Raw genomic sequence first — 15,936 nt, forward strand, 5'->3', positions numbered from 1 at the left:
TGAAAAACTATTTACGCAAAAGAACATATAAATTTATTCCTTACTTTTCTATTATAACATAAGCAATGTTTTAAATATATTTTCAAGTATTATATACCTCCACAGCCTTATTTTAACCATTAAATCTTTAAAGTAATCGACCTGTCTTATTTATTCATACCTTTTCAGACTATTTAAAAATGTACAGATATTATAGCTCTACACTTTTTATTTTAAAATAACCAATATAACTTGTACTAATAAATTAAATATTACTAGGGTATAAGCCGCTTTGTTTTTAAAAAAACTTTTTTCATGTAAAAGTGACAAACAAAATATGCTTTCTAGCAATGCAAACACAATAAATATACTATCCATCACATTTATAATAACGAATTTATGCTTAATAACAATAATAAGTATATAAAAGATACTTATTAGAAATGAATTTCTTTTATAAATTTTTTTTATATAATCATGGTTTATATTTTTGAGTGTTATATCTGTATTTGTATTTTGTAATAGAATTGCAAGGCAACAACAAGGTAACAATATAAAATTTATGGACAAACTACAAATAAGTGTAAATGGCATTCCACCCCTAATGATTATACTTAATAATATTATAAGGATTTCACTTACCGCTAAAGTGCTTATAAATATATTTACTCTACTTATATAGTTAATAATTTTTTTACTATGCTGTATTAAATCTACTATATCTTCAAAATCATTTTCCTCCAAAAATATATTTGAAAGCTTTCTTACCACATTGCTACATTCACTTCCTGCACAAATTGATATATCAGAATTATTAAGGTACTCTAAATCTGTTAATGTATCTCCTACTGATGCAATAGAATGACCTTTTTTATTTAAAACATTAACAATTTCACTTTTATGTTTAGGTGAGATTTTAGAGAAAATGCTAACACTCTCTATATTCTTTTCAAATTCATCTTTACTCATATAATCTATCTCTATCCCTGATAGAATTTCCTCTTTTGTGTCTGTAACCCCTATTAATTTTCCAAATGCAAAAGAGGCTAATTTATTGTCTTCTTGATCTATGATAACTCTAATATTACTTTCCCTACAAGTGTTTATTGCTCTATATGAACTTTCCTTTATCGGATTCTCAAAGCCTATTAACCCCACAAACACTAAATTACTTTCAATATTCTCATCAATGCTTGGTTTATAGCTGAAATCTCTATATGCATACCCTATAACATTATATGCTTTATTGGACATATCTATATGAACATTTATAATATTCACAATATCATCCTCATTAATTTCTTTTTCTACGCCATTAATTAAAATATGAGTGCATCTACTTAACATACCATCAAGCACACCTTTTACATTAGCTCTATATTTATCATCTATTTTATTTACAACTGTTTTAATCTTTTTTTCAGAATCATAAGGTATTTTAAATATTCTCCTGTATTTTGTCTCAAGATTACTATTTCTCGCAAAATTTTCATCCCAAAACTCAAGTATTTCGTGTTCTTCTAAACTTTCAATAGAATTACGATCTCTCAAATGCGAGGAACCTTTATTAAAAAGCTTAGAATCATTACAAAGTAGTGCTATACTAATTATTCTTTCTATAACCCCTTCAGTTTCTGGTTTCTGGTCCTTCATATCAATATGCCTATCATCACAATAAACCTCACAAAGAATAAGTCTATTCGCAGAAATTGCCCCAATTTTTTTCATGAATATCGTAGAAATATTAGTAAGTTCATATATAGTTGCAATACTTTTTACATATATATTTTTTTTATTTAATTTTTTAAATGTAATGTAAAAAAATAAATACAATATTATAATAAACATCGATGAATTAAACGTCAAAGAAATATAAATAAGCGAATTTATAGTTTCATGAAGCCCATTATTTTTATATGTAGTAAAAATCAATGTAATTATACCTGCCATTATAGTGATTAGTGATCCTTTATTAACAATTTTTGTTAAATTGCCACTAAATAAACTACTATTATTTTTAGATTCAAGTAATACTTTTATAATCTTTCCAATTTGCGTATTCATGCCAGTAGCAATGATTATACCTGAGCCAGAGCCTTCAGTAATGAATGAAGATTTAAAAACAATATTTTTAATTTCAGAAAGATTCATAACCTCTTCCTCTATCTTCATAGAGTATTTCTCCACTTCATATTTTTCACCCGTTACCGAAACTTCTACTACCTTAAGATCTTCACATTCGAGTATTCTAATATCTGCTGGAACATATCCGCCTTTTTCTAGGTAAACGATGTCTCCAACTACCATTTCTTCACAACTTATTTTAACTATCTTTCCAGAACGTTTTACATAAGAGTATGTTGTATTTAGATTATCTATTGCCATCAAACTTTTTTTCTCTTTATAATCTCCATTTATTAAAAGTATTACACTAAATATTATTATCAAAGTTACAAAACAACCTGTAATAATCAATCTATTATAAAATAGCATAACTATACATAGTAATGCTACAAGAATCCATAGCTGCTTTATTTGACCTGCTATCAAAATTAAAAGACTTTCAGTTTTAGGCTTCAATATGGTGTTTTCACCATGGGTTTCTCTCATATATTTAATTTTTTCTTCATTCAATCCTGAATCAATATCAGAATTCAGCATTTCAACTACCCTCGTCATTGTTTTTCCATACCACTTCTTCATATTACCCAACCTATCCTTTTAAGTTTTTATCCTTTATAATCTTCGTACAATAAATAGGAGACTTTAGCATTAGCTACTAAAATCTCCTTAATTCTAAATAATTTAATCTTCTAATATAAAAAACCGCATTATACTAATCTTGATTAGAACATAAATTGCGGTTTTTTTTATGACATTTCTTATTCCTATTTATAATGATAGTATTTGTACAACAACAATCATTGTTTCTACAACGATTATTTCTACAATTATTTCCATCAAACCCATCATCTTCAGCTAGTAATAATAACACTAACCACCAACACCACATACATATTTCCCCCCTCTCTGAAGGCAAATATTCCTTATATATTTTTTTCTCATAAGTTTGTCCACTTTATCATAAGTTTGTCCTTCTATTTCTTTCTTTTGTTGGTATATAATATTACACTTGCTGCAAAAATGTTACAACAAAGGATTCGTTATAAAAAAATAACAGGATTATTCATCTGTTATTTTTTTATTTTTATTTCTCCATCAGAATAGATATACATTCCTTGTCCTTTTCTTTCATCATTTTCCCACTGGCCCATATATCTTTCTCCACTAGAATAAGTATGAATTCCAACACCATGTCTAAGTCCATCTTGAAATTCCCCTACATATGTATCGCAAGTAGGCCACGTACAAATGCCTTGGCCACTTTTTTCACCATTAACCCACTGCCCTATATATTTTTCACCATCTGGCCAAGTATATATTCCATATCCATCTTTTTCATCGTTAGCCCATCCTCCTATATATTCTTCTCCACAAGAAAAAGTAAGAGTCCCTTGACCACTCATTTTGTTATTGCTCCAATTTCCTACATATTTACTTCCATCAGCATAAATGAAAGTTCCAATTCCATGTTTTATTCCATTAATTCTCTCCCCTACATAGTTTCCACCATGAACATGATGAGGTTTATCATCTATTTGATTGTCTTTATTTGAATTAACATTATTTAGTTTGATTTTATCCAAAGTAACTTTACTTATCTTTATATTCTTCATATTAAAATTCCTCCTTCTATTTAAGTATATCCATCTTAAATATACTATATCACTATTTTCTAAAAGTTATGTTAGAGATTTGGGCAGAATAAAACCCATAGGAATAAATTCCTATGGGTAATTTTTTAAATTATATTATCTTTGAAATCCTCTGTTGTTCTGTTGTTTTTTAGCTCTTCTACAATCAGGACATCTTTGTGGTTCATTTTCGAATCCTTTTTCTTTATAAAATTCCTGTTCACCCTCAGTGAATACGAATTCTTGTGAACAATCTTTACATACAATAGTCTTATCTGTCATTTTAAACATGTCTCCTTTTTATTTATATTAAGATTTAAGATCTGATTTACTTTATATGCCTAAAAAGGTAATGTTTTAATCATATCAAATCTTGATGTTGTTGATTTTGCAATCCCAACTCATTTAGGATACCATAGATATTGTTTATATGCAATACATTTATACAAAATACTTTCGAAAAATGCCAAATGTCTATTGTTTACATTGCCTAGCTATCTCTAAATTTATAGTACCTTTAACAAGATCAATAGCTTGTAGTTTACTATATCCCTTGTGTTTTATCTGTTCTTTCTCCTTTCTTGCAATTGCTTTATATGGATATTGTTTCTCATCATTCTCTACAACTTCTATTACGTAACCCCTGTATTCTTCCATACTCCACCTCTTATTATTTATTTAAAATTTTGTTCACAATTATATATTCTACATATATTATTTAAAACTAAACTGTAATTTAACTTCAATTTTCATACTTTATCCTTTTACCTGTTAACTTTGATTCTAATAAAAATTTCTTGTTTTTGCCCTCCTTTAATAAAGTCATTATAACACGTTTACAATAGTTTGAATATTCTTTTATCGAAATTAATTTAAAAAATTTAACCGTTTTCATTTTTACTGCTTTTATCTAAATATCAGCTAATAAATATTTTCCTTTTTATTAACTAATGCATGTAGTATAATTATATATTATGATGAAATATACTAATGAAGGAGGATATTTATGAAAGATAATATAAAAGAAACTGAAGATAATGTATTAAAATATCTTTATGAAAATAAAGCATCATCACCACAAAGCATATCAAAAATAAAACTTGCAATTAATTTAGGTAATGGTAAAGGCAATATTCGAGTATTAAAAGCCTCTCTTGAATCTTTAATGAAAAAAAGGTTTATAACAAAGCAAGCAGTCAGAGGAAATTATAAAATTGAGATTAGTGGAATAGATCATATTGAAAAAAATGATTTAGAAAATACTGAGAAAAATGCTGAAACTGATCTTTAAAAAGAGCTGAAAGCTCTTTTTTTTATAAAGTAAAATAAAAAGCGGCTCAGATAACATAAAACTATGTATCTAAGCCGCAATATGTCTATTTAATTTTCTGAAATAAAAGTGATTTAAAAGCAACTACCTACCCCTTAATCACTATGTTTAGTTTACCATACAATACAGTTGTATTCAATAGCAATATGCAGAACTTTGTCGAATTATTCAATTCTAGCCATGGTTTTTTTATTTTTTTTACTCATTTGTATATTCTATCCTAAACTCATATAAAAATACAACTATTCAACATAATTTAAAACTAATTATTTTATATCTATCTTATCTATAAATTTGCTTAATGTCTTTTCTCCAATTCCACCTACTTTGGTAAGTTCATCCACCGACTTAAATCCTCCACTTTGCTTTCTATAATCAATTATAATATTTGCTTTAGTCTCTCCTATACCTGTAAGCGTCATTAATTCTTCTTTGCTTGCAGTATTTATATTAATGATACCGCCTTTCCCCTTATTATCAGAACTTGAAACAGTAGAGCTTTTAGTAGGATTTGCAGTAATACTATTGGGTGTACTAGCATTAGATGTACTACCATTAGGCATTTGTGTTTTGTTAACCTCACCATTTTTATTAATTACAATACAATCTTCATCATTTAGTTTTTTTGAAAGATTAGTAGCATTAAGATCTGCATCTTTTGTACCCCCTCCCGCAAGTTTTATCAGATCAGTTACTCGACTTCCATTTTTTATTTCGTAAACACCAGGGCTTTTTACAGCACCCTTTATATCCACTTTAATAATACTATCTTGCGATTTCACATTACTCTCTTCTACTTTTGAGGGTAATGAGGACTTACCTTCGTCTGTATTATTTTTTTGTGAAGTTTTATCAGTTTCAATGAATACATCTTTATAATCCGAAGTCTTAGCAGTTCCCTTTTGGCCTGACAAAACAAAGCCAATAATTATAAAGATAATACTTATGCATAAAATAGCTATAGAACCAATTATTTTCTCTTTACTTTTCATAATTCCTCCTAGTAATCAACACCTTTAATCATAAAATAACTTTTTCCTATTTTTCCCTTACATATAGAATTATTGACAACTTTACGTAAATACTATCGCTAAGAAATGATTTTTTTGATATACTGTAAATATTGAAAAACTTGGAGGTACCTATGAAGAAGTTAACTGCAATATTACTTACGTCACTTTTTTTATTTTATAATATACCAATAAAGGTAAACGCAATAGTAAAATCCCCCCCCTCAGGAATTTCCGCTGATAGTGTAGTTTTACTTGATGCCACTACTGGTAAAATACTTTATGAGAAAAATAAGAATTCTGCTTACCCACCAGCATCAACAACTAAGATAATGACTATACTTTTAGTCTTAGAAAAATCTAATCTAAACGATGTTGTAACAGTAAGTAAAAATGCATCACTTGCTGATGGCTCTAGCATATACCTAGTTGAGGGTGAAAAAATCACTGTAAGAGAATTGTTATACGGATTAATATTAGCTTCAGCTAATGACTGCGCTGTAGCTCTAGCTGAACATGTAAGTGGTTCCACAGAAAAATTTGCAAAACTTATGAACACTAGAGCTGATGCTTTAGGTTGCAAAAATACCAATTTTGTAAATCCCAATGGTCTATATAATATAAAGCATAAAACTTCAGCTTACGCTTTATCATTGATTATGCGAGAACTTATAAAACATCCCCAGTACAAGGTAATTTCAACAACTCCATCATATAAAATGGCGACAACAAATAAATCAAAGATAAGTCGGCCTCTTTGGAATGAGAATAGGCTAATACATAAAGATGACCCTAACTATTATTCAGGCTGCGAAGGTGGAAAAACAGGCTATACTACTGAATCACAACATTCTTATATTGCCGTAGCTACAAGAAACGGTCAAAGGCTTATAGTAGCTCTTGTACATGACTCTAAAAAAACTTTTTTCCCAGATAGCAGGAAACTGTTAGATTATGGATTCGATAATTTTGAGCTCGCAAAACAATTCAGTAAGAATGATGTTGTATCAAAATTAACCTTAGATGATGGCACAGTACTTCCATTACTTGCATCAAAGGATTTATATATTCTTAAAGCTAAAAACTCAACTTCAAAAGCAACCACTAAAATTTCTCAAAACAAACTAAATCTTCCATCTATCAAAAAAGGCGAATTAGTAAATACAGCCGTAATTTCTTATGGTGGGGATACATACCCTCTAGGTTTAACTAGTGGAGTTGACTATACCAAAAAAAGCGTGTCTCTTAAAAATAATATTTCAAGTAATTCTTTAATAGGTATTAATTCGCTTTCTGGTATTATAAACATAATGAAATATGTCTTTATTGTGTTAGTATTATTAATAGTTTTTTTAAGAATAAGAACTCTTAAGCGAAGAAAAGCAAGAAAAAGAACAAATAATTTTATATATAATAGTAGAAATAGAAGATGGTAAAAAAACACCAGATGAGAACTAACTTAATAGTTTACATTTGGTGTTTTTTTATATCTTAATTTCAAATTTATGCTTCAGATTTTAGTTTGCTTATTAAGTTATTTATATCCTCTGGTAGATTTGACTCAACTGTAAGCTGCTCACCAGTTCTCGGATGTGGGATGATTAGCTTATAAGCATGTAACGCTTGCCTATCAATGTACTCACTTTCGACTGTTCCATAAAGACTATCCCCATAAAGAGGATGACCAATATGACTTAAATGAACACGAATTTGATGTGTTCTACCAGTTTCCAAAGTAACCTTTAATAAATCAGCATTTTTAAAAGATTTTATAACTTCATAATGAGTTATACTTCTTTGTCCTTCATCACAAACTTCTCTCCTTGCACTATCCTGATTCGGATTCCCAATAGGCAAGTCAATAGTCCCTGACTTATTTTCCATATTACCATGTGCAACAGCTATATAACTCTTCTCAAAAATTTTATTATTTAAGTCTTTATCATTTGACTCTTTACTACTCACATCTTTGCTTTGCATGTCCCTTGCTAGCGCCATATGTGAATATTGGTTTTTTGCAATTATTATAAGACCTGAAGTATCCATATCTAACCTACTCACCAGTCTAACAATGCATTTTTCATTTTTTTCTTTAAAATAATATAAAACTCCATTAGCAAGAGTTCCACTCGGATATCCATGAGTTGGATGAACAACTATGCCTGGCCTCTTATTTATAATGATAAGGTCTATATCCTCATATGCCACATCTATTTCCATTTTCTCTGGTTCAATATTCTGATGTTCATCTGTCTTCATATCAATATCTATTACATCATCTGAGCTTATTCTATGATTCAACTTGGCCACGTTATTGTTAACCCTTATTTTCCCAGTAAGGCCTGAGCTTTTTATAAATCTACCAGATAAATTCTCCGTATACTTTAAATAATCTCTCAATTTTTCATCTTTGATATTTGCGCCAACTACATAAGTTAACTTATTATCAAGCAATTGCAATTACTTCTATTTCTACTAACGCATCTTTAGGAAGTTTCCCTGCTTGAATGCAAGATCTAGCTGGTGGATTTGTTGTAAAGTATTTTGAATATATTTCATTCATTTGTGCAAAATCATCCATATCTTTTAAGAAAACTAAAGTTTTTACCACCTTGTCTAAACTAGACCCGGCTTCTTCTAATATGGCTTTTACATTATCTAAAGATTGTGCTGTAGCCTTTTTTATATCATCGTTTATAAATTCTCCAGTCACTGGATTTATTGCTAATTGTCCTGAAGTATATAATACATTTCCTACCTTAACTGCCTGAGAATAAGGCCCAAGAGCCGCTGGTGCATTATTTGTGTTTATAATATTTTTTTCCATTTTTCTCCTCCTAATAATTTTATATTATTAATGCATTAGTTCGTGGTCATCACCTAACGTAACTACTACATCAAAACTTTTATTACTTGATGATAAGAACTCAATATTATCAATTTTAAAATCGGTTTGTAGCTTCGCCTTCATATCTTCACTACCATTGTATACTACAATTTTACTTTTTACAGTAGCTTTACCTGTTTGTGTTTTTGCTTCATTATACCCCTTTTCCACTAGGTATGTTGAAAAATCCTTAGCCAAGCCTGTTTTTTTTGTACCATTAATCACCTTTATCTTAAGATTTGACTTGTTAACAACCTGAGCTTTATTATCACTTAGCTCTGAAATAACCTTTTTATTTAGTGCTTCATCATATACTACATATGATACACCTTTTATAGATTTCTCCGCGCCTTTAAGTGTCTCCATAGAAAGGTTATCATTACCAATACTAGCAAATATGTATCCAAACTTACATATCTCACTAGCATCCATATTAGTTTCTATAGCACTTTTAACCGCAGTTAAAACACTTGGAACCTTAAATATTATAAATGGACTTTTTACTTTTTCCATAACCTTTGAGATAAATATATGTTGATTTTCTATTCTTCCTAAATCACCATTCGCCAAACCTGAACCATCAGTGTTTTTTCTCCACCTGAAAAATTCCTCAGCTTTTTTTCCATCCAAATGAACTAGACCTTTTTTGAAATGAATGCTGAGGTCTTGCGTAGGGTCATCATAATCCATTTTTCTTGTTATGTTAATATCAACACCACCAATAGCATCAATCAATTTATCAAAGCCTTTATAATTAACTTTTGCATAGTAGTTTATTTTAACACCTATTAATTTTTGTACAGCAGCTACTGCAGAAGTCACGCCACCAATAGCATGTGCTGCATTAATCTTCTGATTTCTACCATTTATAGTTATTAACGTATCTCTAGGAATAGATACCATACTAATTTTTTTATCACTTGCATTATAATGCACTAATATCATTGTATCTGTTCTCTTAGGATCATTAGAATTTGTTGAACCAGCCGTCCCTACATCTACACCCATAACCAGTATGTTACAAGATTTTCCACTTGTCTGAATCCTTGTTATATCATCATTATTTAATTTTGATGATAAATCTACTGCAGTATCATTAAACCCAGATAAGTATAAATAAAGTCCTCCAGAAACTAGCACAAGAATTGCCACCAAAAGAGCAGTGGTTTTAATGGCAAATCTTTTATAATTGATTATTTTTCTTTGTTTTTTATTATTACTCATCTTTTCTCCTACTCTTTTCACTTAATAAATAATTTCTTGCGTAAATTGTATCTATATGCAATAATCGTTTTTGACTTATAACATATTTTATAGTATTCTCCAAACACAATATTACTGCAACATCCAGATTCACCTTACTTAACCTTCTTACCTCGTCTTTACCATTAAATGTCCTTAATGGCTCAATGTAATCTGATATAAATATTATCTTTTCTAAAATACTCATATCTCTTCTTCCAGTAGTATGATACTTAATAGAATTTAAAATATCCTTATCGTGAATTTCCATTACGTCTCTTGCTATTATACTTCCCACTAGTCCATGAATGATTTGTGGGCTTTGTCTGCTTACTTCATCGAGCTCTATATTATGGTCCGTAGCCATTTTTATAAGTTGCTCATCCGCCAAATTCTTAGCGCAATCATGAACTAATCCTGCAATCCGTGCTTTTTCTATATTTTGCCCATATATAGTTGCGAGTTCTATTGCAGTTTTACTAACGCTTACACTGTGTTTAAATCTACTTTCTTTTAAATTTTTCTTTATATAATCAAGTATTTCCTTTTCATTCCACATTTAAGCCCCACCCCCTACTATTACTTTACCACAGAAAAAAAATTATGCACACATTTTATAAATAAATTTTACTTTTATGTAAAATTAAAGCTTATCTATATAATTTAAGCTTCTCAACTATTTTCTCTACACCTTTAGGTAAAAGATAATTAATATTCCTACCTTCTTTTATACTTTCTCTAATACTTGTTGATGATATATCTATAATTGGCATATCAAGAAAAATTATTTTATTATGATATTTACTCTCTAGGGACTTTTTCTGTTTAAGTATTTTTTCTAATGCAAATCCTGCCCTATTATAAACCACTAGCCGACAACCATTTAGAAGTCTATCTACATTCTTCCAATTATCTAGATCTATCAAACTATCTGCACCAATCAAAAAGTACCATTCAGTATTAGATTGCATATTACTAAAAAGTTCAATAGTTTCATATGTATAACTATTTTCTTTTTTATTTATTTCATAATCACTTATTTCAAAGTTAATCTCACCTTCTATTGCCTTATTAACTAAATCATATCTGATTTTAGAATCTGTAATTTGTTTGTTTAGCTTATTTGGTGGATTTCCTGCTGGCATAAATAGAATCTTGTCTAGTTTTAAACTATATAATGCTTCATAGGCAATATGAATGTGACCTATGTGAATTGGATCAAAAGTACCTCCAAAAATGGCCTTTTTCATTGTAACACCTTCTTTATATTATAATAGGACAATTTAACTAAAACAATAAAAAGTTTTCAACTTTGCATAGAAGAAAAAGCATGTAACATTACATGCTTTTATGGTAATTCTATTATAGGTTTTTTTATAGACCTTTTGTACAATACACATTTGCTACCAATGCTTTGAACTGCCTCAGCACCTATAGATTCGCAAATTATATCAGAAGCTTCTCTAGCAGTTAACCCACTATTGTTTAAAACCTTAATTTTAATAATTTCTCTAGATTCTAAGGCCTCTTCTATTTGCTTTAAAAAATTTTGTTCTATTCCAGCTTTTCCAAGCTGAAACAATGGTTGCAATTTATTGCCAAAAGTTCTTAAGTAACTTCTTTGCTTACTTGTAATCATAATATCCTCCTACATGCCTTCTTAAAAAATACTAATTATCTTTTATTCTAAATATTCAAATTCAAAGTTTTGTAATCTTACTAAATCACCGTCTTTAATTCCTTTTTCAACTAAAGTACCAAAAACTCCCTTATTCTTCAAAACTTTATGAAAATATTTAAGAGAATCAGGTTCGTTTATATTAACTGCACTTAGTAATCTATCAACAAAAGTTCCTTCAACAACAAAAGTCCCTTGAGAATCTTTCTCTACAGTGTATGTAAATCTCTTTTCCTCTATTACGAATTTTTCTTCATCATTTATTACTAGTTCCGTAACTGGAATAGTAGATAATATTCTGGCCGCTTCTTTCATCAAAGCTTCTACACCTTGACTTGTAGCTGCAGATATTTTGAATATTTTACTATCGTCGTATCCTAATTCATTTAATCTTTTCTTAAAGTTCTCAAACACTTCATCATCGAAAAGTAAATCACTTTTATTTGCAGCTATTATTTGAGGTCTATCCCATAATTTAACACTATATTTTTTAAGTTCGTTATTTATTTTTATAAAGTCCTCTATAGGATCTCTACCTTCGATACCCGAAATATCAACCACATGGATAAGCATTCTAGTTCTCTCAATATGTCTTAAGAATCCTATTCCAAGACCTACGCCTTCAGCTGCGCCTTCAATTATTCCTGGAATATCAGCCATAACAAAATGCTGCGCTCCCTTAACACTTACTACTCCTAAATTTGGTTTTAAAGTTGTAAAGTGATAATTAGCAATCTTAGGTCTTGCTTTTGATACTACTGACAATAATGTTGACTTTCCAACATTTGGGAAACCCAATAAACCAACATCAGCTAAAATCTTAAGCTCCAGCTTAATCCATCGTTCTTCCCCTGGCATACCTGGTTCAGAAAAATTAGGAGCTTGCCTTGTAGGTGTACAAAATTTAACGTTACCTTTTCCGCCTTTTCCAGCTTTACAAACCCTAAAAGTTTCACCATCATGAGCTAAATCATACATTATTTTATTTGTTTCCAGATCACGTACAATAGTCCCCATGGGAACTTTAACATACAAATCTTCTCCAGCTTTTCCATAACACTTAGAGCCAGAACCACCTACTCCATTTTTAGCTACGAATTTTCTTGCATATGAAAAATCTAATAATGTAGTCATACTAGCATCAACTACAAATATTACATCTCCACCGTCTCCACCATCTCCACCATCCGGTCCACCGAGAGGTATATACTTTTCTGTTCTAAACGAAACAGCTCCATTACCACCGTTTCCTGATTTTACAAAAATCCTGGCTGTATCAATAAACATATATTTCACCTTACCTTACCGCATTTTCAATTTTTTATCTTGTTTAATTTTAATAAAAATTTTATTATTATCAAAATAACATATATAAATTTCTAAACTTATATTTATATGTTGCCATTTATCTCTGTTTTCTATGTAAAATTATATTTCTAATTTATTAATTTATATTCTCCAAAAGAGAATTTTAAAAAAGCACCCTTTAAGGGTGCCTTAAATTATTCAGCAATAGACATTTCTTCTTCTTCAACAACAGGATAAACGCTTGCTTTTTTCTTCATTTTTCCCATTCTTTCGAATTTTACTATTCCACTAATTTTAGCGAAAAGAGTATCATCTCCACCTATTCCAACATTGTTTCCTGGGTGAATTTTTGTTCCTCTTTGTCTTACTAAAATATTACCTGCAAGAACGAATTGTCCATCTGCACGTTTAGCTCCAAGTCTTTTAGATTCACTGTCTCTACCATTTCTTGTACTACCTACTCCTTTTTTATGAGCAAATAATTGTAGGTTCATAACTAACATAGCCTTACACCTCCTCTATTTCCACTTTTATATATTTACCATAAGTAATTTCTACACTTTTAAGTCCAAGTATCATTGTTTCAAGTAAAACTTGACATCTTTCAATATCTTTTAGAGTTTGACCTTCTAAATTTAAATTTAAAAATCCATCATCTATATCATACTTTACCTTAATTTTCAAAACTTCCTCAATCCCAATAATAGTAGTTTGAGAAATTGCTGAAATAGCACTACAAATTAAATCAACTTCCAACTGTTTTTCTTTAGGCATTGCATGACCTTTTATTTTAAAAGAAACTATTTTACCAAGACTTCGAACAAATCCAACTTTAACCACGACTAAGCTTCTATCTTCTCGATTTGAATCTTAGTATATGATTGTCTATGTCCTTGTTTCTTTCTATAATCTAACTTTCTCTTAAATTTGAAAACTATAATCTTTTTAGCTTTTCCTTGTGCTAATACTTTAGCAACAACTTTAGCTCCTTCAACTACAGGTTTTCCAACTATCAAACCATCTTCCTTACCTACTGCAAGAACTTCATTTAACTCAATTGTTGTTTCAACTTCAGCATTCAATTTTTCAACGAATAAAACGTCTCCTTCTTGAACTCTGTATTGTTTTCCACCAGTTACTACAACTGCGTACATAAAATACACCTCCTTGATCCAGTCTCGCCATCCCAGGTACATACCTAATAATAAAGTATGTTTACAACCTTACGTGTGCGGTCTACAAAGGACATTTTAACATATAAGAACATGTTTGTAAAGTATATTTACCCATATATCTTATATGTTTGCAAATTTCTTATTTGATTTGCAAAAATTAGCGATTCTACCTTAAATTTATCCAAATGAGGAATAAAGTTTACATAAATTTTATTTTCTATAGCCCCTATTTGCCTTGCAAATTCTAAAACATTGTCCATGATATCTTTCTTATAAACTTCACCAATTTCAATATATATGTCTAATAAAACCTGTTCACTGTTAATCTTAAAAATTTCATTTCTAATTAAAAATTGCATATAAGCTAATTTAACCCTACTACTCTTCCCACCGCAGACCGTGCAAGGTTCCTCAATAAATTCATATATAGACTTACCTCGCCTCCTCCTTGCAATCTGCACTAGGTTAAGTTCTGTAAATGGATAAACAACCGTCTTATTTTTATCGTCGCCGAATCCATCTCTTAGAACGCTTAATATGCTTTTTCTAACATCTGGGTCATCAGTATCAATAAAATCTATTATAATGATTCCACTAAGATTTCGAAGTCTTATCTGCCTTGCTATTTCTGATGCTGCCTCAATATTAGTAGTTTGTGCAGTTTTTTGAAGTGAACGACTTTTTATATTTTTCCCTGAATTAATATCAATTACATACATTGCCTCAGTTTTATCAATAACAATATTTCCACCACATTTTAGTATAATCCTGTGATTTCGTAGACTAAGTAACTCTTTTTCTATTCCATAATAATCGAATAACATCCTACTCTCATTATGAAGTTCAACCTTTACATCAATGTCAGATCTAGTCTGCGTATTTTTTCTCGTATACTCAAAATCACTTTCATTATTCAATACTATTTTAAAAGTATTTTTATCTAAAATATCACGCAGTGTTCTATTTAGAGCCCCTGCATTACTAAATAACAAAATAGGGTTTCTTGAATACTCAGAACGTTTAATAAGGTTCTTATATATCTCATATAAAGCTTCAACTTCATCATTTAAAGTATTGATATCAACCTGTGCAGCATTAGTTCTAATCATTACCCCAATATCCTTTGGTTTAATTAATGACCTTTCAACCAATGCCTCAAAATCTTTATTATTTATTTTTTTTGAAAAACTAATATTTTTATTCATATTAACAACAACGCAGTAAGTACCAGGGATACCAAAAGCACTAGTGACTTTTGCCCCTTTTTTATCTATTGCCTCTTTTAAAACTTCAACTATAAGTTCGTCACCTTTTTTTATCTTGGTATTATGAAACTTTTCATCAAGATACATATAACAATCTTTATTATGACCAATATCTATAAAAGCACACTTAATTGCTGGAACAATATTTTTTACTACACCTTTATATATTTCTCCTGGAACTGGTCCACTATTCTCTTCCTCTATAAAACATTCCTTTAGTTTGTTGTTTTCCTTTATTGCTATCCTCAAAATCTCTTCTTGTCTTTCGATATATATTTCTTTCATTTTGATCCACTCCTATTATACT

The 15,936-nt window shown here is 29.6% G+C and carries 19 protein-coding genes; 2 read left to right on the plus strand and 17 right to left on the minus strand.

From position 1 onward, the window contains the following. Positions 1-207 precede the first annotated feature (207 nt). The 5 genes from A7L45_RS15380 to A7L45_RS15395 all read right to left on the minus strand — a co-directional run bounded on the left by A7L45_RS15380 (position 208) and on the right by A7L45_RS15395 (position 4,391). Complete coding sequence (locus tag A7L45_RS15380) at positions 208-2,682, minus strand: P-type ATPase actuator domain-containing protein (protein ID WP_071613614.1); 2,475 nt, start codon at positions 2,680-2,682, stop codon at positions 208-210. Between the two features lie 133 nt (positions 2,683-2,815). Then, positions 2,816-2,992, minus strand: coding sequence for a hypothetical protein (locus A7L45_RS23310; RefSeq protein WP_153882479.1), 177 nt, complete (start codon positions 2,990-2,992; stop codon positions 2,816-2,818). A 181-nt stretch (positions 2,993-3,173) separates the two neighbouring features. After that, positions 3,174-3,716, minus strand: a complete 543-nt coding sequence (locus A7L45_RS15385; protein ID WP_071613615.1) for an MORN repeat-containing protein — start codon at positions 3,714-3,716, stop codon at positions 3,174-3,176. Between the two features lie 135 nt (positions 3,717-3,851). Continuing rightward, entirely contained in the window at positions 3,852-4,016 is a 165-nt protein-coding gene (locus tag A7L45_RS15390) for a zinc-ribbon domain-containing protein (RefSeq protein ID WP_071613616.1), read from the minus strand. Between the two features lie 192 nt (positions 4,017-4,208). Then, on the minus strand, positions 4,209-4,391 hold the full coding sequence (locus A7L45_RS15395; protein WP_071613617.1) for a hypothetical protein: 183 nt from the start codon (positions 4,389-4,391) through the stop codon (positions 4,209-4,211). A gap of 349 nt (positions 4,392-4,740) precedes the next feature. Here A7L45_RS15395 and A7L45_RS15400 point away from each other — a divergent pair, with 349 nt between their 5' ends. Continuing rightward, entirely contained in the window at positions 4,741-5,025 is a 285-nt protein-coding gene (locus A7L45_RS15400; protein ID WP_071613618.1) for a hypothetical protein, read from the plus strand. A gap of 305 nt (positions 5,026-5,330) precedes the next feature. Here the strand turns inward: A7L45_RS15400 and A7L45_RS15405 are convergent, their stop codons facing one another. Continuing rightward, complete coding sequence (locus A7L45_RS15405; protein ID WP_071613619.1) at positions 5,331-6,056, minus strand: ComEA family DNA-binding protein; 726 nt, start codon at positions 6,054-6,056, stop codon at positions 5,331-5,333. Positions 6,057-6,208: 152 nt separating this feature from the next. On the opposite strand from A7L45_RS15405, the gene A7L45_RS15410 reads away from it, so the two are divergent. After that, entirely contained in the window at positions 6,209-7,510 is a 1,302-nt protein-coding gene (locus A7L45_RS15410; protein ID WP_071613620.1) for a D-alanyl-D-alanine carboxypeptidase family protein, read from the plus strand. A gap of 67 nt (positions 7,511-7,577) precedes the next feature. On the opposite strand, the gene A7L45_RS15415 is transcribed toward A7L45_RS15410, so the two are convergent. The 11 genes from A7L45_RS15415 to A7L45_RS15465 all read right to left on the minus strand — a co-directional run bounded on the left by A7L45_RS15415 (position 7,578) and on the right by A7L45_RS15465 (position 15,914). Further along, positions 7,578-8,528: an RluA family pseudouridine synthase gene (locus A7L45_RS15415; protein ID WP_071613621.1), complete on the minus strand. Its 951-nt coding sequence runs from the start codon at positions 8,526-8,528 to the stop codon at positions 7,578-7,580. Continuing rightward, complete coding sequence (locus tag A7L45_RS15420) at positions 8,521-8,901, minus strand: RidA family protein (protein ID WP_071613622.1); 381 nt, start codon at positions 8,899-8,901, stop codon at positions 8,521-8,523. Before A7L45_RS15420 ends, A7L45_RS15415 begins: the two co-directional genes overlap by 8 nt. Positions 8,902-8,928: 27 nt before the next feature. Further along, positions 8,929-10,185, minus strand: a complete 1,257-nt coding sequence (locus tag A7L45_RS15425) for an LCP family protein (RefSeq protein WP_071613623.1) — start codon at positions 10,183-10,185, stop codon at positions 8,929-8,931. Continuing rightward, positions 10,178-10,762, minus strand: coding sequence for a bis(5'-nucleosyl)-tetraphosphatase (symmetrical) YqeK (gene yqeK / locus A7L45_RS15430; RefSeq protein WP_071613624.1), 585 nt, complete (start codon positions 10,760-10,762; stop codon positions 10,178-10,180). The genes A7L45_RS15425 and yqeK overlap by 8 nt, the downstream gene beginning before the upstream one ends. Positions 10,763-10,853: 91 nt before the next feature. Then, complete coding sequence (gene nadD, locus A7L45_RS15435; protein WP_071613625.1) at positions 10,854-11,453, minus strand: nicotinate-nucleotide adenylyltransferase; 600 nt, start codon at positions 11,451-11,453, stop codon at positions 10,854-10,856. A 98-nt stretch (positions 11,454-11,551) separates the two neighbouring features. Then, positions 11,552-11,842 carry a YhbY family RNA-binding protein gene (locus A7L45_RS15440; protein WP_071613626.1) on the minus strand — a complete coding sequence of 97 codons (291 nt, stop codon included), beginning with the start codon at positions 11,840-11,842 and terminating at the stop codon, positions 11,552-11,554. Between the two features lie 42 nt (positions 11,843-11,884). Further along, positions 11,885-13,168 (minus strand): GTPase ObgE, encoded by a 1,284-nt coding sequence (gene obgE, locus A7L45_RS15445; protein ID WP_071613627.1) that lies wholly within the window; start codon positions 13,166-13,168, stop codon positions 11,885-11,887. Positions 13,169-13,383: 215 nt separating this feature from the next. Further along, complete coding sequence (gene rpmA, locus A7L45_RS15450; protein WP_071613628.1) at positions 13,384-13,692, minus strand: 50S ribosomal protein L27; 309 nt, start codon at positions 13,690-13,692, stop codon at positions 13,384-13,386. A 4-nt stretch (positions 13,693-13,696) separates the two neighbouring features. Continuing rightward, positions 13,697-14,029 carry a ribosomal-processing cysteine protease Prp gene (locus A7L45_RS15455; RefSeq protein ID WP_071613629.1) on the minus strand — a complete coding sequence of 111 codons (333 nt, stop codon included), beginning with the start codon at positions 14,027-14,029 and terminating at the stop codon, positions 13,697-13,699. Positions 14,030-14,031: 2 nt separating this feature from the next. After that, entirely contained in the window at positions 14,032-14,343 is a 312-nt protein-coding gene (gene rplU / locus A7L45_RS15460; RefSeq protein WP_071613630.1) for a 50S ribosomal protein L21, read from the minus strand. 128 nt (positions 14,344-14,471) lie between these two features. Next, positions 14,472-15,914 (minus strand): ribonuclease E/G, encoded by a 1,443-nt coding sequence (locus tag A7L45_RS15465; RefSeq protein WP_071613631.1) that lies wholly within the window; start codon positions 15,912-15,914, stop codon positions 14,472-14,474. Between the last annotated feature and the right edge of the window lie 22 nt (positions 15,915-15,936).

Origin of the sequence: Clostridium estertheticum subsp. estertheticum (genome assembly GCF_001877035.1) — a bacterium.
In the GTDB taxonomy this organism is placed as follows: domain Bacteria; phylum Bacillota; class Clostridia; order Clostridiales; family Clostridiaceae; genus Clostridium_AD; species Clostridium_AD estertheticum.